The following is a 17,762-nucleotide window of genomic DNA, read 5'->3' as shown; positions in this document are numbered from 1 at the left end:
ATCAGGTCGGTCTTTCTACAAGGATGGCCCGGAAATCGTTGACATTGGTTAGGGTCGGGCCGGTCACGACCTGCTCTCCGGTCGCGGCGAAAAACCCGTGGCTGTCATTGTCGGCCAGTGCCGCTTCGGGGTCGATCCCGGCGGCGGCGGCCTTGCGCAGCGTTCCGGGGCCGATCAGCGCCCCGGCCACCTCGGCTGCGCCATCGACACCATCGGTGTCGCAGGCCAGCGCATGAATGCCCGCCGCGCCCTTCAGCGCGATGGCCAGCGCCAGCGCGTATTCTGCATTGGGCCCACCGGTGCCGGCACCACGGCGGGTAACGGTCAACTCCCCGCCGGACAGGATCAGGTGACCGGCCGCGCCGGGCGTCATGCTTTGCTGCCGCGCGCGGGCAAGCGCCGCATGGTCCGCCGCAATGCGTCTTGCCTCTCCTTCCAGCGCATCGCCCAAAATCTCCACGGTCAGCCCACGGGCCCGCGCCATTTCCGCCGCTGCAGCCAGGGACTGCGACGGGGCGGCATAGACCACGTTTTCCACGCGGGACAGGCGCGGATCGTCCGGCCGGACCGGATCTCCGCCTGCGGCCAGAAAATCCCGGATGGCATCGGGCGGCGTCACGCCCCACCGATCCAGGGTCGCCAAGGCCCGTACCGCATCGCCCCGATAGCCCACCGTCGGGCCCGACGCGATATCGCCCGGATTGTCGCCCGGCACGTCCGAGATCATCAGCGCCAGCATCCGCGCCGGATAGGCCGCAACTGCAAGCCGCCCGCCCTTGACCGAGGACAACTCCTTGCGCACGCCGTTGATATCACCGATCGATGCACCCGATGCCAGCAGCGCCTGGGTCAGCGCCCGCTTCTGGGCGAGCGTGATGCCCACAGCCGGAGCGGTCAGCAGGGCCGACCCGCCGCCCGAGATCAGCGCCAGAACGAAATCCTCCTCCCCCAGAGTTCGGAGGAGCGCCAGCATGCGCGTGGTGGCGGCCTCGCCTGCCTCGTCGGGCACCGGATGTGCGGCCTCGACGATCTCGATCCCCTGGCAGGCCCGTGCATAGCCGTAGCGGGTGATGACCAGCCCTTCGCAGGGGCCCCAGGCCCGTTCGACCGCCTCGGCCATCCGGGCAGACGCCTTGCCTGCCCCTACGACGACCACCCGCCCGGAGGGTTTCGGCGGCAGATACGCAGACAGGCTGCGCATCGGGTCGGCCACTGCCACCGCGCGGTCGAAAAGGCTGCGAAGCAGGGCGCGGGCGGTCATCTGTCGGGGCCGCCGCTTGAAGATCGGGTCACCAGACGCACCGGCGCCCGATACTCCGGCGCGGGCTTGTTTCCTTTCTCCAACCATTCTGCCATCAGATAAGCAGTGTAGGAGCCGAAGCTTTCAATATCGCAACTTACTGATGAAAGCTGCGGATAAACCTGTGCGGATTCCTCGATATCGTCGAACCCGATCAGCTGAAAGTCCGCACCCACCCGCCGTCCGATCTCGGCGCAGCCGGAATGCACACCAAGGGCGACAAGATCGTTGAAACAGATCGCCGCATCTATCTCGGGGTGCTCGCGGGCCAGAACCTTCGCCGCGTCGCGCCCGAAGGCGCGGGACGCGCGGCCATAGAGCACGAATGGAGCCCGTCCCGCGCTGCGCATCTCGGACAGATAACCCGACAGGCGCTCCTGCGTGATCTCGCGTCCCTCGACCCCACCCACAAAGGCGATGTTTCGCGCCCCGGATGCCAGAAGCGCCCGGGTCGCCGCGCGCCCGCCCGCGCTGTAGTCGAAGGATGCGAAGGGGAAGAGATCGGTCCGCTGATCGACCTGTCGCAGCATCTGCAAACAGGGCAGCCCGCCCCGGGCGATCCGGTCGAAAAGCGCGCCCGTGGCGTCCCCGTAGGCGGGCGACATGATCAGGCCCGACACCCCGTGTTCGATCATCGAGCCTGTGACCTGCGCCTGCAGGTCCGCGTCCTCATCCGAGTTCGAGACGATCGTGGCGTAGCCCCGCGCCGACAGGGCCATCTGCACCGATATGGCGAACTCCGTGAAAAACGGGTTTCTCAGATCGTTGATCACCATCCCGATCAGCCCGACCCCGCCCGAGCGGAGCTGCGCCGCCGCGCGGTTGTAGACATAGCCCAGATCGGCCATGGATTTGCGCACCAGTTCGGCGGTTTGCGCCTTCACCAGCGGGCTGCGCTGCAACACCAGTGACACCGTGGATTTGGACACACCAGCATGATGCGCCACATCCAGAATAGTTGGTCTTTTACCCAAGCCTGGCCTAGCCCCCGTCGATCCCGTGCAGACCCAGTAGCATACGCATCCGCGTCTCTGCCAGATCCGGGCGGATCAAAAGCCGGGCCTGATCGGCGAGGCGGAAAGCCTCCGCATAATGCGTGATCTCGCGGGAGGATTGGAAACCGCCGGGCATGATGAAGTGATCCTGTGCCCCGTTCAGCCAGGCCACAAAGGCGATGCCAGCCTTGTAAAACTGTGTGGGCGCCTTGAAAATCTCCCGCGACAGCGGAACCGTAGGGGCGAGAAGCGCGTGATATTCTGCGCTGTTGCCCATTGCCAGCGCCTCCAATGCCTGCGACGCCGCCGGGGCGATGGCCGCGAAAATGCCCAGAAGCGCGTGGGAATGATACTGGCCGTCCCCTTCGATCAGCGACGCATAATTGAAGTCATCACCCGTATAAAGGCGGACACCGGCGGGCAGTCTCTTGCGAAAAGCCTCTTCATGCGCCTGATCCAGAAGGGAAATTTTGATACCGTCGACCTTGTGCGCCTGGGCCGCGATGATCGCGAGCACCGCATCGGAGGCCGCGTTTACATCCGCCCCGCCCCAGTAGCCCGCAAGCGCCGGGTCGAACATATCGCCCAGCCAATGCAGGATCACCTTGTCCCGGGCCTGATCGAGAAGGCGGCCATAGACACGGGCATAGGTCTCGGGACCCGCGCCGATTGCGGGCAAGGCCCGGGTCGCCATCAGGATGACCTGCCCGCCCGCGGCCTCAATCACCTCCATTTGACCTTCATAGGCCGCGATGATGGCGTCTTCGTCGCGCAAATCGTCTGGCGCCTTGTGGTCGGTCCCGGCGCCACAGGCGACGCGCGGGGCCAGCGGATGCGCCTTCGCCTCGCGCATCGTCCGCTCGATCAGCTCCCGCGCCGTTGGCCAATCCACGCCCATGCCGCGTTGGGCCGTGTCCATGGCCTCGGCCAGACCCAGACCCTGATCCCACAGATAATGACGGAATTTCAGCGTTGCATCCCAATCAACCGCGGGGCGGCCCTGCCACGGGTCGCGCTCAGCCAGCGGGTCGCTGACCACATGGGCCGCGGCGAATGCCGTCCGGGTGAACGGCCGGCGCGGGGCGCGCGGGGTCAAGGGGGACCCGGTCAGGCGATAGGGTTTCAGGCGGCCGTCACGGCTTGGCAGGAGCATCGGTTCAGACCCCGTGATCGGCGCGGATCAGATCGGCGGCTTTCTCCGCGATCATGATCACCGGCGCATTGGTGTTGGAGGAAATCAGGCGCGGCATGATAGACGCATCGACGACGCGAAGCCCGTCGATACCGTTGAACCGCAGACGCGGCGTCACCACGGCGCGCGCATCCCCGCCCATGCGGCAGGTGCCCGCCGGGTGGTGATCGGTTTTCGCGTTGGCGCAGGCGAAATCGAAGAACTCCGTGTCGGTTCGGACATCCGGACCCGGCAGAACCTCCCGCTTGACGAAGGGCGCCAGCGCGGGTTGCCGCAAGATCTCCTGCGCCAGCTTCAGGCCGCGTATCGACATCGCCCGATCATGCGGGTCGGCCCAGTAATTCGGGTCGATGAGCGGCGCGGCGGAGGGATCGGCACTTTGAAGTCGGACGGTACCGCGCGACCGGGGGCGCAGATAGGCGGAGTTGAGCGTGACGCCGGGGTTCTGCATCTTGGCAACGCCCGCCTCGATCCCCGATCCAAGGCCCAGATGGAACTGGAGATCGGGGCTTCGCGCGCCCTCCTCGGCATACCAGAACCCGCCGGTCTCAAACAGGCTGGAGGCGACCGGCCCGCGTTTCGTCAGCAGGTATTGCAACCCTGCCAGCGCGGACCAGTGCAGGCGGGCGTATTTGTCGTAGGTATGATCGCCGGTGCATTCGGAAATGGTGAAGAGATCGAGGTGATCCTGCAGGTTCGCGCCGACTTCCGGTTGATCCAGTATCGCGGGAACCCCGACCTCGGAAAGGTGATCCGCCGGGCCGACCCCCGACAGCATCAACAGGCGCGGCGACCCGATTGCGCCGGAAGAAAGGATCACTTCGGCCCCGGCCATCAGGCGGGTCCCATCCATCAATTCGACACCGACGGCGCGATGCGTCTCTATGATCAGGCGACGGACCTGCGCCCCGGTTCTGACGGTCAGGTTGGGCCGCCTCCGCGCCGGCCCCAGATACGCTACTGAGGTTGAAGATCGGCGCGCACCTCTTTGTGTCAGCTGGTAAAATCCAACGCCTTCCGGGTTCTCTCCGGCCATGTCCCCGGCCCGCGGGATGCCCAACTCGCCCGCTGCCGAAAAATAGGCCTCGCAGATCGGGAGCGGGGCGCGCGGTTGAGACACGCCCAAGGGACCGCCGCGCCCGTGAAACGCGTCATCATAAGTATCGTTGTCTTCCGCCTTGCGAAAATACGGCAGCACATCGGCATAGCTCCAGCCGTCGCACCCCATCTGCCGCCATTCGTCATAGTCCAGCGCATTGCCGCGCGTGTAGATCTGCGCGTTCACTGTAGACCCGCCGCCGATCACGCGGGCCTGGGTGTAGTTGATCACCATGTTTTTCATGTGTTTCTGGGGAACGGTTCGCCAGCCCCAGGACCCGATGCCCCTGGTCATCTTGGCGAACCCGGCGGGCATCTTGTAGAACGGATGCCGGTCACTGCCGCCGGCTTCCAGCAGACAGACCCGCAAATCCCGCGCTTCGGACAACCGCGCGGCCAGCACGCATCCCGCGCTGCCCCCGCCCACGATGATGATGTCGTAACTCTCGGCCATCCGTTCCCTCACAGCCTTTCTATGGACAGACCGCCATCCACCGGGATGATCGCACCCGTGGAAAACGCAAACTGCCCTTCTGCCAGGGCCGCGACCACCTGGCCCAGATCGGCGGGCTGCCCCCACCGTTTGGCAGGCACCAGACCCGCGGCGATACGCGCATCATAGGTATCCTTCGCGCCAGCGGTCATCGCCGTCTCGATGATGCCCGGGCGAAGTTCGAACACGCCGATCCCTGCCTCGGCAAGCCGGGCCGCGAAAAGCTGCGCCATCATCGAGGCCGCTGCCTTGGACATGCAGTACTCCGCCCGCTCGACCGAAGCCATGGACGCACTGACGGAGGTGACGAATTGCAGCGACCTGTAATGCGCCGACGGCATGGCCAGCATCCGCCTTGCGACCTCCTGCGCCAGAAAGAAAGCGCCGCGCAGGTTCACCGACATGACATGATCGAAGCTGTCCGGCGTCAGCCCGAGCATATCGCCCCGCACATGCGCCGGAACGCCCGCATTCGAGATGAAACATGTCAGCGGGCCGAGACGGGCCTCGATCTCGCCTACAAGATCAGCTTCGTTCCCCAGAGAATTGAGATCATGAACAAAATACTCAACCTCCAACTCTTTCACGGCACGGCGCGCGGCGGAACTGTCCGCCCCTTGCTCCGAGCAGACCGCGACACGATAGCCGGCTCCGCGAAGAGCCCGCGCAATGCCGAGACCTATGCCTTGCTGGCCGCCGGTGATCAGGGCTGTTCGGGTCATCTGGCAAGCTCCCTCTGCCGGAAATGATGGGCGATCCGCAACGCATTGGCGGCGATGGTCAGCGCCGGGTTCACCGCCGCCGATGTGGGCAGGATGCTGGCATCGGCAACGAACAGGTTCGGATGGTCATGGGCGCGGCCTGTGGGAGTGACCACACTGCGCGTCGGATCGGTCCCCATACGCGCGGTGCCGCATTGATGCGACGGTGTGCGCCGGTCAAACGGCCGCGACAGGATTACCGGAAACCCGGCCTTGCGCAGAACCCGTTTCAGCCGCGCCACCAGAGCGTCATGCGCCGCCCAGTTGGAGCGTTTCCAGTCCAGCACGATCCGATCCCCCCGCAGTGTGACGCGGCTTTCAGGATCGGGAAGATCCTCGGACATCACATAGAAATCAATTGCATGATCCGCGACCCATCGGGCAACGGGCCCCGGCAGCCCGGTCTGGGAGGCGAGGATCGGGCCGGAAACGCGCCCAAGCAGTTGGATGTTTCCAAGCGGCATGTCGCCTGCATCAGACTTTCCATAGAAGTCGTTGATTTGCATTGTCTTTTGATAGACGGAGCGGTTTTTCCGCCACGGATGGACTGCCAGCGCGGCGGAACAGTTGTGATTCATGAAATTCCGCCCAACCTGATCGGAGCGATTGGCGAGACCCTTGGGATAAGCGTCAGTGGCAGAGCGCAGCAGGATCGCCGCAGTGTTCACCGCGCCGGCGGCCAGCACGACGTTCCGGGCCCCGATCTCCGACCGGCCATCGGGGCCGGTGACCTGTACCGCCGTAACGCACCCCGCGTCATCGGCCAACAGACGATCCACATGCATACCGGTGCGCAAGGTTACGTTTTCAAAGGATAAGGCCCGGCGCATCCCCACGCTTTCGGCATCCATCTTGGAGCCATCCGTATCGGGGAACGCATCCCATGGCGTTTGTCCCCGCGCCAGCCAGCGGGGCAGATCGACCGCAAGCGGCAGGGAGGACGGATGCAGGCCGATGCGGACAAGCCGCGCCCGAAGCGCCGCAATCTCGGGCTCATCGGGCACAGGCGGGTGCGGATATCTGCCCGAATGGGGCGGCTCGGTCGGGTCTTCTCCCAGACACCCGCGCACCTCATACATCTCTTCGGCGGCCTGATACCACGGCTCCAGTTCGGCATAGTCGAAGGGCCAGCCCAGTGTCATGCCGCCCATATGCCGGACCGGCACGAAATCCGTTTCGCGAAATCGGATCAGTGCGGCACCGTAGAATTTGCTGTTGCCGCCGACGCAATAGTAATTGCCCGGGTTGAACGGATCGCCCTGCCCGTCCAGCCATGTCTCGTCGGGCCGGAAAACGCCGTCGCGGAAAATGGCCTGCGGATCGCGCGCGGCGGGGCTGTCGACCAGATGATCTCCCCGCTCCAGAACCACGATCCGCGCTCCGCTCGGCGCCAGAGCGGCGGCCAATGTGGCCCCTCCCATCCCGGAGCCGATGATCAGGATGTCGGTTGTCATGCCGCGATCTGCATTTGGAAGATTCCAATTTATACCTAAAAGAAAGGGCGGCCCTGGGCCACCCCTTCCGTCTCAGCCTATCCGCTCTTCGGTCTTCGGGTCGAACAGCACGGCCTTGTCCATGTTCACCGCGAAATCGAAGGCCTGCCCCGGGTGGACATCGGCATCGGCCCGCATCCGCGCGATGCAGTCCTTGCCCGAAAGGGTCGTGCTGACAAAGGTATCCGCGCCGGCCGGTTCCGTCACGCTGACCGTGTTGTGCAGCGACTGGATATTGCGGGCGTTGCGATCGGCGCCTTCGGGATCGGTGATCGCCTCGGGGCGGATACCCAGCATCACCTCGGCATCCAGATAGGCCCGGTAGCTCTCCGGCGCGTTCTCGATCCGCAGATGCAGCGACTGATCCTCCGCGCCGGTGATCTCCGCATGGATCTCGCCATTCAGGTCCCGCAACCTTGCCGGCAGCACATTCATCGAGGGCGACCCCATGAAGCTGGCCACGAACAGGTTGGCGGGGTTGTCGTAGATCTCCTTGGGCGTGCCGAGCTGCTGCACATAGCCATCATACATCACCGCGATACGGGTAGAGAGCGTCATTGCCTCGATCTGATCATGGGTCACGTAAACGATCGTCGTGCCCAGCTTCTGGTGCAGTTTCTTGATCTCGGTGCGCATGTCCACGCGCAGCTTGGCGTCAAGATTGGACAGTGGTTCGTCGAACAGGAACACATCCGGGTTGCGGACAAGCGCGCGGCCCATCGCCACCCGTTGCCGCTGACCGCCGGACAATTGGCCGGGTTTCCGGTCAAGCAGGTTTTCGATCTGCAGCAGTTTGGCCACATCCGCCATTGCGCGGTCGCGGTCGGCCTTCGGAACGCCATGCATCTCCAGCCCGAACGTGATGTTCTGGCCGACGGTCATGTTGGGGTAGAGCGCGTAGGACTGGAACACCATCGCGATGTTGCGCTTGGACGGGTGCACGCCGTTGACCACCCGGTCCCTGATGGCGATTTCGCCGGAGGTGATCCCCTCCAGCCCCGCGATCATGTTGAGAAGCGTGGACTTGCCACAGCCCGAGGGGCCGACAAGGACAAGGAACTCGCCCTCCTGCACCTCGATATCGACCTTATGCAGCACCTCCACCGCGCCGTAGGATTTGGTGACGTTGTTGATGTCGAGAAAACCCATCGGACTTATCCCTTGACTGAGCCCGCCATCAGACCGCGCACGAAGTAGCGGCCAGCGACGATGTAAACGAGAAGAGTGGGTGCGGCCGCCATGATGGCGCCGGCAAAATGCACATTGTATTCGCGCACACCCGTGGAGGAGTTGACGAGATTGTTGAGCGCCACAGTCATCGGAGCGGACCCGCCCGATGCGAAGGAGGCGCCGAACAGGAAATCGTTCCAGATATTGGTGAACTGCCAGATACACGACACGGCGATGATCGGCCCCGAACTGGGCAGCATGATCCGCCAGAAGATCTGGAAAAAGCCCGCCCCGTCGATCTGTGCGGCGCGCACCAGTTCCGTGGGGAACGCGGCATAGTAGTTCCGGAAGTAAAGCGTGGTGAACCCGATCCCGTAGACGAAATGCACAAGGATCAGCCCCGTCGTGGTGCCTGCGATGTCAAGAATGCCGAGGATTCGCGCCATCGGGATAAGGACGATCTGAAACGGGATGAAGCAGGAGAAGAGCAACAGCCCGAAGATCAGCGTCGCGCCCCGGAACTGCCATTTGGTGAGAACATAGCCGTTGAGCGCACCCACGATGGTCGACAGCGCCACGGCGGGCACCGCCATCACGATCGAGTTGATGAAATACGGGCGCAGGCCGGTGGGCTCCACCCCGATCTGTGCGGTCGACCAGGCGCTCAGCCAGGGCGCGATGGTCCATTCCCGTGGGAGCGACACCATGTTTCCGCCGGTGATCTCCTCCAGCGGCTTGAGCGAGTTCACCAGCATGATGCCGAAAGGCAGCAGGTAGAACAGCGCGAAGAGCAGAAGCACCAGATAGATCAGCACCCGGCTGAAGCTGGATGACCGGATTGCGGTATCGGCGGATGCGATGGCCATCACTTCTTCTCCCGCAATTCGGCATAGAGATAGGGCACCATGATCGCCGCGATGGTCATCAGCATGATCACCGCAGACGAGGCGCCGATGCCCATCTGGTTGCGCGTGAAGGTGTAGGAATACATGAAAGTCGCAGGCAGCGCCGTTGCATTGCCCGGCCCCCCTCCGGTCAGGGCGATCACAAGGTCATAGGATTTGATCGCAAGGTGGCTGAGAATGACGAAGGCCGAGAGGAACGCCGGCCGAAGCTGCGGCAGGATGATCCGGCGATACAGGTTCCAGTTCGAGGCCCCATCCATCTGGGCCGCTTTCAGGATCTCGTTGTCGATCCCGCGGAGGCCGGCCAGAAACATCGCCATGACGAAGCCCGAACTTTGCCAGACTGCGGCGATGACGATCGTGTAGATCGCCATTTCGCGATCCTTGATCCAGTTGAAGGTGAAGCTTTCCCAGCCCCAGAGATGCATCGTGTTTTCCAGCCCGATCGCCGGGTCCAGAAACCATTTCCATGCGGTGCCCGTCACGATGAAGCTGAGCGCCATGGGATAAAGGAAAATGGGCCTCAGAATGCCCTCGCCCCTGATCTTCTGATCCAGAAAAATCGCCAGCATCAGGCCGATCAGCGTACAGATCACGATGTAGAGCGAGGCGAATATGGCGAGGTTCTTGACCGCGATATCCCATTCACGGACGCGGAACAGCCGGTCGTAATTCTGCCAGCCGACCCATTCGTATGACGGCAGCATGCGGCTGTCGGTGAAGCTCAGATAGACCGTGAAGGCGATGAAGCCGTAAACGAAAATCACCATCACCGCAAAGGACGGCGCCAGAACGATCTTGGGCAGCCAGTTCTGAAGACGCGTGCGGAAATCCACGCCCGTATCCTGACCGGCGTCGGTAACAGCCATTGGCCCCCTCCCCTTTGTCGATGTGGTGACGACCGGGCCCATGCCCGGTATGTGGTGGACCGGCCCCGACAAAAGGGCCGGTCCCCGACAGGCGTTACATCGCCAGTTCGACGGCTGTCACCATTTCCTGGGCGGCGGTTTCGGCGTCGTATTCGCCGTTGAAATGCGCGGTGATCACATCATACATCGCATTTTGCACCGACGGGTTGTTGGCATGACCATGAGCCATGGACCCGAAAAGCCCGCCACCGGCCGCGGCTTCGGCAAGCTGAGCCATACCCATCTGTCCGCAGGCATCGAACGCTTCCGGCGAGATATCGGTCCGGGCGGGTACGGAGCCTTTCACGGTGTTGAAGGCCACCTGGAACTCGGGGCTCATCACGGCCGAGGCCATGGCGGTCTGCGCCTCCATCGCGGTGGCGTCGGTCACGTTGAACATCGCGAACTGGTCGGAGTTGAAGGTGACCGTTCCCTCTGTGCCCGGCACGCGGAAGCACTGGAACTCTTCTCCGGCGGTCTGACCTGCGTTGATGAACTCGCCCTTGGCCCAGTCCCCCATGATCTGGAACAGTGCGTCGCCATTGGCGACCATCGCCGAGGCGAGGTTCCAGTCGCGGCCCGAGAAGTTGTCGTCCACGAAGCCACGCAATACAGCCATACGCTCGAACGCCTCGACCATCTGGGCGGAGCCGAGCGCCTCGGGGTCGAGATCGACCATCGCCGCCTGATAGAATTCGGGGCCGCCGACGCCCATCACCATCGAATCGAAGATCGTGGCGTCCTGCCAGGCCTGACCGCCATGGGCGAGTGCCGTGTAGCCCGCATCCTGCGCGGCCTGCATCGCGGCCACGAACTCATCCCATGTTCCGGGCTGTTCGATGCCAAGCTCTTCCATCAGCGCGGTATTGGCCCAGACCCAGTTGGTCGAATGGACATTGACCGGCGCCGCCACCCAGTCGCCATCATAGGTGGAGAAGCGCTGCAACGCCTCGGGCACGACATCGTTCCAGTTCTGTTCGGCCGCCAGATCGTTGAGATTGGCCAGCGCGCCTTCGGCGGCCCAGTCCTGAATTGAGAAGCCGAGCATCTGCACGGCGGTCGGCGGGTCACCTGCGGTCACGCGGGCGCGCAGGACGGTCATCGCATCGGAACCGCCGCCGCCGGCCACGGGCATGTCGGTCCAGCCGATGCCGTTACCGGCCAGATCCTCGCGCAGCACGTTCAGCGCCGCGGCCTCGCCACCGGATGTCCACCAGTGAAGAACTTCTACCTCCTGCGCCACGACCCCCGTGGTCGACAGCGCGACAGCTGCGGCAGACAGCTGAAGCTTTCTGAGAATGGTCATGATCGTCCTCCCTTTTCATTGTGAGTCCCTTTTGGACTGCTGGAATTAAAACGTTATAACACAGCCCTGAGTCAACGGAAAATTTCGCGTCTGGGTTGCGGCGTGATCGCCATAAATGCAGTGATAAAGGCGCAAGATAGATCATATGGCTGCGAGATCGCGAAACGCTTTTCAGTTGAAACGTTTCAAATAATCGCCATAGTGACCCAGGCCTTCCGTAGCGGAGCATACCGGCTTGATGACCAAGGACACCGACGAGATCACGCCGCTTGCGCCCGGCGAACGCCCAACATTGCGAACGATCGCGGAACAGACCGGATATTCCGTCGCGACCGTGTCGCGAGCGCTGGCCAATGATCCGCGAATCGCCAAGACGACCCGCGAAAAAGTATCCCTTGCGGCGAAGAATCTGGGCTATGTGCCCGACCGCGCGGCGCGGCGGCTGCGCACCGGGCGCACGCAGGTCGTGAGCCTTCTGCTCAATACCGAGCATGAGTTCCTGGGCTTCACCCATGAGTTTCTGACCGGCATCACCGATGTTCTGCGCGGCACGGGCTATTCCGTCACCGTCGTTCCCGATACGGTGGGCGAGGACCGGCTGGACCCGGTCCGCACCATTTTGCGCAACAATCTGGCCGACGGCATTCTCTTCACCCGGACCGAATGCTTCGACCCCCGGGTCCGGCTGATGATGGAGAACGGATTTCCCTTTGTCAGCCATGGCCGTACCGAATTTACCACGCCCCACCCGTGGGTCGATTTCGACAACGAGACCTTCGCGCGCAAGGCGGTGCACCGGTTGGTCGAGAAGGGCCGCAAACGGTTGAGCCTGATCCTGCCGGAGGACCGGTTCACCTTCACCCAGCATCTGCGCTACGGCTTCATGAGCGCGGTGCGGGAAACCGGCGTCGAGTACGAGATCGTCACCGATGTGACGCTCGATTCCGCAACCGCCGATATCGCCGAGGCCACCAAGCGGCGAAGGTATAGGCCAAACCCGCCCGACGGGTACATCTGCGTGGGCGAGGTGACCGCGCTGGTGACGCTGACGGCCCTTGGCGATGTGGGCGTGACACCGGGGGTGGAGGCCGATGTTCTGGCCAAACGCGCCTCTCCCATCTTCGACAATATCCGCCCGCGGATCGAGACCGTGTTCGAAGACCTGCGCGCCACGGGCCGCGCGATGGCGGAGATGTTGTTGCGCCGGATGGCAGGCGAGCCGCCGGAGGCGCTCAATGTGCTGTTCCGCCCCGACACCGGATTTTGCGGCGACAGCGACCATTAGGCCACCCATCGCGGCCGGGTGTCGCCGATGCGCATCTGAACGGATTTGACCTCAAGGAACTCCTCGATCCCGTATCGGCCCAGTTCCCGGCCCTGCCCGCTTTGCTTGACCCCGCCAAAAGGCATCTCGGCAAAGCCATCCATCCAGGTATTGGTCCAGACCGTGCCGGCCCGAACCTTGCGGGAGAACTCCAGACAGGTGTGGACATCACGGCTCCATATGCCCGCCGACAGTCCGTAAGACGCTGAATTGGCTAGTGAAATCGCCTCATCCATTGTCCTGAAGGTCAGAACGGACAGGACCGGCCCGAACACTTCTTCAGTAGCAATTGCCATATCCGGAGTGACACCGGTCAAAATCGTCGGAGCGTAGAACTGGCCTGCCAACCCGTCGATCGCAAGCGGTTCACCGCCCAGCACCACCTGCGCTCCGGCAGTTTCGGCATCTCCGACATACGCCGCGATCTTGGCCTGATGTTCGGGCGAGATGATTGCGCCGACCTTGGTCCGGGGATCGAGCGGGTCGCCGAACGGCACCTTGCGCGACATTTCCACGACCATTTCGGTCAGCGCCGTAGCCACGTCTTCATGCACGATGATCCGGCTGCCGGAGTTGCAGCATTCGCCCGCGTTGAAATAGACGCCGAACACGATGGCATCGGCGGTCGCCTCAAGGTCGGCGTCGGGGAAAATCACCTGCGGGTTCTTCCCTCCAAGCTCCAGCGAGACCTTTTTCAGCGTCCCGGCCGCGGTCCTCACGATCTGCTTGCCGACGGCGGTGGAGCCGGTGAAGGACACCATGTCGACCCTTTCATCGCCGGTCATCAGCGCCCCGACGGGATCGCCATATCCCAGCACGATATTGACCACACCGTCGGGCAAGCCCGCCTGTTGCAGCAACTGGCCGAGGATTACCGTGGTGGAGGGCGTCATTTCCGAGGGTTTCACCACCGCGGTGCAGCCTGCAGCCAACGCGAAGGGGAGTTTCTGACTGATGATCAGAAACGGGAAATTCCATGGCGTGATCAGCGACACCACGCCAACCGGCTCCTTCAGCACCATGCCCAGCATATCGGGGCCCAGGCTGTTATGGCTGTCGCCATGCAGCGTGCGTGCAAGGGCGGCGGCATATCTCCAGAGATCGGCGGCGCCCTCGATTTCGGCCCGCGCCTGAGCGATCGGCTTGCCACTTTCCAGGGTTTCCAGAACCGCGATCCGTTCGCGGTTTTCGTCTATCAGATCTGCGGTCTTCAGCAGAATCCTTGCCCGCGCCGCGCCCTGGGAGGAGGCCCAGTCGCCCGCATCGAAGGCGTGTCTGGCTGCCGCAATCGCCCGCGCGGTGTCATCTTTTCCGCCCCTTGCGGATCGGCTGACAAGATCGCCATGCGCCGGGGAATGACGCTCGAAAACGGCGCCGTCGGCGCTCCCCACCCATGCGCCATCGATCAGATGCTGGCCGATGAACGGGTCGGTCGGAATGGCGGCGCTACATGCGGGGATCAGGGTAAACTGCGTCATCTCATCTCCCGGGGAACTCAGGTTTGCGTTTTTCGGCAAAGGCGGCCACGCCCTCGGCCTTGTCGGCGCTGGCCGCGATCATGCCGCCACCCAGAGCCTCGATCATCGCGGCCCGGTCCTCGCCCGCGGCCGCGTGAATCAGGTATTTGGCAATCTCGGTCGCCCGCGGGCTGGTGTGCGCCAGGCGTGCGGCGATGTCCTCTGCGGCGGCCAGCGGATCCGCCGCAACCTCCGCCACGAAGCCAATCTCCCTCGCCCGCTCCGCCGTCAGATGCCGCCCGAACAGCGCCATCTCCTTGACCACCGGTTCCGGCACCAGACGCAGCAGGCGCTGCGTGCCGGACCATCCGGGAACGATGCCGACCGAGCTTTCAGGCAGGCCGAGTCTGGCCTCCGGTGCCATCACCCGAATATCGCACGCCGCCGTCAGTTCCAGCCCGCCGCCGAAGGCATGGCCGCCGATCACGGCAATCGTGGGCTTCGACAGTCGCGCAAGCCGGTCGAACACCCGGTGGCCGTCACGCACCCAGTGACGGGCGAACTCCGCGGGGGCAAGGCCCGCCCAGGCCGAGATATCCGCGCCCGCGCAAAAGGCTCTGGCCGGCGCCGCCGTGACCAGCACCCCAAGCACGGCGGGATCCGCGTCCAACGCCGCGCAATGGGTCTCCAACTGCGACAGCATGTCGGGAGTGAAGGCGTTGAGCTTGGCCGGATTGTCCAGCTCGAGCCGCGCAATCGCGCCCCGATGAAGATGGACGGCGTTCACAGGACAAGCCCCATGGGTGTTTCCGACAGCAGGCTCACGGGCATCCGGTTGGCATTGCCCGCGACCGCGACACGCCCCGCAGAGGCCGTCACGATATCGCGCTCCGGATCGATGCCGGGCATGATCTCGGTCGCCACGAGCCCGGTTTCGGTCAGCCGCATCACGCAGCGCTCGGTCACATAGAGCACATCCTGCCCCTGCCGCAGGGCGCGCTGACCGGCAAAGGTGACATGTTCTACAGCATCGACCATTTTGGTGAACTTGCCCGGTCGGGTGACGCTTATGGCCTCCGGTGTCAGCGACAGCTCCGCACCGGCCTCGAAATACCCGGAGAAGACGATCTTCCGCGCATGGGCCGTGATATCAACAAACCCCCCGCAGCCCGCCGTGAGATAAGGTTTTTTCCCGAGCTTCGAGACATTGACATTGCCCTGCACATCCACCTCCAGAAAGGAGAGGAAAGACATGTCGAACCCGCCTCCCTGAAAATAGGTGAACTGGTTTGGTGACGGCACGAAGGCATGGGCGTTCGAGGCGCAGCCAAAGGCGAACCCGGTCAACGGCATGCCCCCGACCGCCCCCTGTTCGATGGCCCAGGTCACGGCCTGCGCCTGACCCTCCTCCAGCAGGATCCGGGGTACGATCGCCGAAATGCCGAAGCCCAGATTGGCGGTCTGTCCGGCGCGCAACTCCATCGCGGCGCGGCGTGCGATGACCTTCTCCACATTGTGCTCCGCCCGCGCAAAGCTGTCCCATGGCCGCATGATCTCCCCCGAGATCGCGGGGTCGTAGAGTGTTTCCGTGGTCTGTTTCTGATCGGGCGCCACCACGATCATATCGACCAGATGCCCCGGCACATGCACATCATGGGGCCGAAGCGAGCCCGCCGCAGTGACCCGCTTGACCTGCGCGATCACGAGGCCGCCATGGTTTCGCACTGCAATCGCCTGATCCAGCGCGCCAAGGGTGGCGCCTTCGTGTTCGTAGGTCAGGTTGCCGTGTTCATCCGCCGTCGTTGCCCGAATGATCGCCACATCGGGCACGATGTTCGGGAAATGCAACCATGTCTCCCCGCCGAACTGCGCCCGTTCCACGATGCTCCGTCCCGCCGCAACATCGTTCATCGCACACCCCTCGCGCACCGGGTCGACAAACGTCTCCAACCCTACCTTGGTCAGCACGCCCGGTTTGCGCGCGGCCACGTCACGATGCATGTCGAAGAGAATGCCCGAGGGGACATTGTAGGCCGCAACACGGTTGTCCACGATCATCTGCCAGATCGCGGGCATCGGCAGGTTTGAGGGGCCCGAAGGATAGGATCCGCCGATAATCGTCGCCAGCAGACCGTCCTGCGCGATATGATCGACCCCCTTGACCCCGTACATGTCACCCGCCGCGATCGGGTGGATGGTGGTCAGGCCGCGCGGATGCCCCTCGTCCCTGAACCGCGCGCCAAGCGCCTCCAGCACCGCATCCGGGCATCCGAGCGCGGAGGAGGACGAGACGGTCACCACCGCGCCATCCGCGATATGCGCCACGGCCTCGGCCCCGGAAACGATCTTGCCCATGGCTCAAATGCCTCCGTAGTCGACGGCAACGCGCCGCCCGGTTTCTGCCGCCTTCGCGACCGCGGCGGCCACGGCGAGGGATTTCACGCCGTCCACCCCGTCAGCCGCAGGGCGGCCCTGCCCCGCCACCGCGTCGCAGAACAAGCCCACCGAACGCCAATAGAGATCATGCGTGTCATAGGGCAACACTTCGGCCCCGGTTTCGGTGGTCAGAACAATCTCGCCGACGGCGCCTTGCGTCATCACATCGGTGGCGACGATGGAGCCCCTGGTGCCGTGGATCTGAAACCCGCTTCTGGCAAAGCGATGGGTGAAGCTTTCATGGGTCTGCACCATCGCGCCCGACGGCATGGACCAGACCGACATCGCGCTGTCCTCGACGCCCTTGCCCATGCCCGCGCTGCTTGCCATCGCGACCACATCCACGGGATCCTCCCCCAGATGGAACCGCACGGTATCGGCGTCATGAACCACGATATCGGCGATCACGCCGCCGCCGGCCTCGGGCTTGTCCAGCCGCCAGCCCTGCAGATGCGGGGGCAGATAGACGGCGTGGAAAACGCGCACGCTCAACACATCGCCGACGCGGCCATCCCGCACGGCCTCCCGAATGGCCAGATGGCTGCCGGCGTTGCGCAGATGGTGATTGGTAGCAAAGACAAGGCCCGCCTTCTCGGCGGCGCGGACCATGGTCACGGCATCCGCGACCGTCATCGCCAGCGGCTTTTCGCAAAGCACATGCTTGCCCGCCGCGATGGCGGCCATGGCCTGGCTGAAATGCTTTTCATTGGTGGTGGAGATGTAGACGGCATCGATATCCCCGACCAGCAGCGCCTCCAGATCGCTGACCCCATGGGCGATGCCATGTTCGGCGGCATAACTTTCCGCCCGCTCGGGGCTGGAGGACAGGACATGGGTCACCGCACCGCCGCCGGACACGGCGCGGAATGCCTCGATCATGCGCTCGGCCGCAATCGTACTGGCCCCGATCAGACCCCATTTCAT

The 17,762-nt window shown here is 63.9% G+C and carries 15 protein-coding genes; 1 reads left to right on the top strand and 14 read right to left on the bottom strand.

The window, feature by feature from the left end; translation table 11 throughout:
• Position 1: 1 nt before the first annotated feature.
• The 10 genes from D9R08_RS13410 to D9R08_RS13365 all read right to left on the bottom strand — a co-directional run bounded on the left by D9R08_RS13410 (position 2) and on the right by D9R08_RS13365 (position 11,621).
• Positions 2 to 1,261, bottom strand: coding sequence for a glycerate kinase type-2 family protein (locus D9R08_RS13410; protein WP_121898558.1), 1,260 nt, complete (start codon positions 1,259 to 1,261; stop codon positions 2 to 4).
• Positions 1,258 to 2,247, bottom strand: a complete 990-nt coding sequence (locus D9R08_RS13405; protein ID WP_267898155.1) for a LacI family DNA-binding transcriptional regulator — start codon at positions 2,245 to 2,247, stop codon at positions 1,258 to 1,260. Before D9R08_RS13405 ends, D9R08_RS13410 begins: the two co-directional genes overlap by 4 nt.
• 34 nt (positions 2,248 to 2,281) lie before the next feature.
• On the bottom strand, positions 2,282 to 3,448 hold the full coding sequence (locus D9R08_RS13400) for a dihydrodipicolinate synthase family protein (RefSeq protein WP_121898556.1): 1,167 nt from the start codon (positions 3,446 to 3,448) through the stop codon (positions 2,282 to 2,284).
• Positions 3,449 to 3,452: 4 nt separating this feature from the next.
• A complete protein-coding gene (locus D9R08_RS13395; RefSeq protein ID WP_121898555.1) occupies positions 3,453 to 5,039 on the bottom strand; it encodes a GMC family oxidoreductase in 1,587 nt (528 codons plus the stop codon).
• Positions 5,040 to 5,047: 8 nt separating this feature from the next.
• Positions 5,048 to 5,800, bottom strand: coding sequence for a 3-ketoacyl-ACP reductase (locus D9R08_RS13390; RefSeq protein ID WP_121898554.1), 753 nt, complete (start codon positions 5,798 to 5,800; stop codon positions 5,048 to 5,050).
• Positions 5,797 to 7,293, bottom strand: a complete 1,497-nt coding sequence (locus D9R08_RS13385) for an FAD-dependent oxidoreductase (RefSeq protein ID WP_121898553.1) — start codon at positions 7,291 to 7,293, stop codon at positions 5,797 to 5,799. Before D9R08_RS13385 ends, D9R08_RS13390 begins: the two co-directional genes overlap by 4 nt.
• A 72-nt stretch (positions 7,294 to 7,365) precedes the next feature.
• The gene (locus D9R08_RS13380) at positions 7,366 to 8,481 is read right to left on the bottom strand and encodes an ABC transporter ATP-binding protein (protein ID WP_121898552.1); all 1,116 of its coding nucleotides are present in this window, start codon (positions 8,479 to 8,481) and stop codon (positions 7,366 to 7,368) included.
• Positions 8,482 to 8,486: 5 nt separating this feature from the next.
• Positions 8,487 to 9,368: a carbohydrate ABC transporter permease gene (locus D9R08_RS13375; protein WP_121898551.1), complete on the bottom strand. Its 882-nt coding sequence runs from the start codon at positions 9,366 to 9,368 to the stop codon at positions 8,487 to 8,489.
• Positions 9,368 to 10,276, bottom strand: a complete 909-nt coding sequence (locus D9R08_RS13370; RefSeq protein WP_121898550.1) for a carbohydrate ABC transporter permease — start codon at positions 10,274 to 10,276, stop codon at positions 9,368 to 9,370. The genes D9R08_RS13375 and D9R08_RS13370 overlap by 1 nt, the downstream gene beginning before the upstream one ends.
• A 94-nt stretch (positions 10,277 to 10,370) precedes the next feature.
• Positions 10,371 to 11,621 (bottom strand): ABC transporter substrate-binding protein, encoded by a 1,251-nt coding sequence (locus tag D9R08_RS13365; RefSeq protein WP_121898549.1) that lies wholly within the window; start codon positions 11,619 to 11,621, stop codon positions 10,371 to 10,373.
• Positions 11,622 to 11,859: 238 nt separating this feature from the next.
• Between D9R08_RS13365 and D9R08_RS13360 the strand changes: the two genes are divergently transcribed.
• Positions 11,860 to 12,906, top strand: a complete 1,047-nt coding sequence (locus D9R08_RS13360) for a LacI family transcriptional regulator (RefSeq protein ID WP_121898548.1) — start codon at positions 11,860 to 11,862, stop codon at positions 12,904 to 12,906.
• Here D9R08_RS13360 and D9R08_RS13355 read toward each other — a convergent pair.
• From D9R08_RS13355 to D9R08_RS13340, 4 genes are read right to left on the bottom strand one after another with little or no spacing between them, the layout of a single operon-like run.
• Positions 12,903 to 14,423 (bottom strand): aldehyde dehydrogenase family protein, encoded by a 1,521-nt coding sequence (locus tag D9R08_RS13355; protein ID WP_121898547.1) that lies wholly within the window; start codon positions 14,421 to 14,423, stop codon positions 12,903 to 12,905. The two genes, D9R08_RS13360 and D9R08_RS13355, sit on opposite strands and share 4 nt — an antisense overlap.
• 1 nt (position 14,424) lies before the next feature.
• On the bottom strand, positions 14,425 to 15,189 hold the full coding sequence (locus D9R08_RS13350) for an enoyl-CoA hydratase/isomerase family protein (protein ID WP_121898546.1): 765 nt from the start codon (positions 15,187 to 15,189) through the stop codon (positions 14,425 to 14,427).
• Positions 15,186 to 16,757 (bottom strand): acyl CoA:acetate/3-ketoacid CoA transferase, encoded by a 1,572-nt coding sequence (locus tag D9R08_RS13345; protein ID WP_121898545.1) that lies wholly within the window; start codon positions 16,755 to 16,757, stop codon positions 15,186 to 15,188. Before D9R08_RS13345 ends, D9R08_RS13350 begins: the two co-directional genes overlap by 4 nt.
• A 3-nt stretch (positions 16,758 to 16,760) precedes the next feature.
• Entirely contained in the window at positions 16,761 to 17,762 is a 1,002-nt protein-coding gene (locus D9R08_RS13340) for a Gfo/Idh/MocA family protein (protein WP_121898607.1), read from the bottom strand.

The sequence above is a fragment of the Rhodophyticola porphyridii genome (assembly GCF_003688285.1).
In the GTDB taxonomy this organism is placed as follows: domain Bacteria; phylum Pseudomonadota; class Alphaproteobacteria; order Rhodobacterales; family Rhodobacteraceae; genus Rhodophyticola; species Rhodophyticola porphyridii.
The sequence above is the reverse complement of the archived record's forward strand: the minus strand, read 5'-3'. Positions and strand labels throughout refer to the sequence as shown.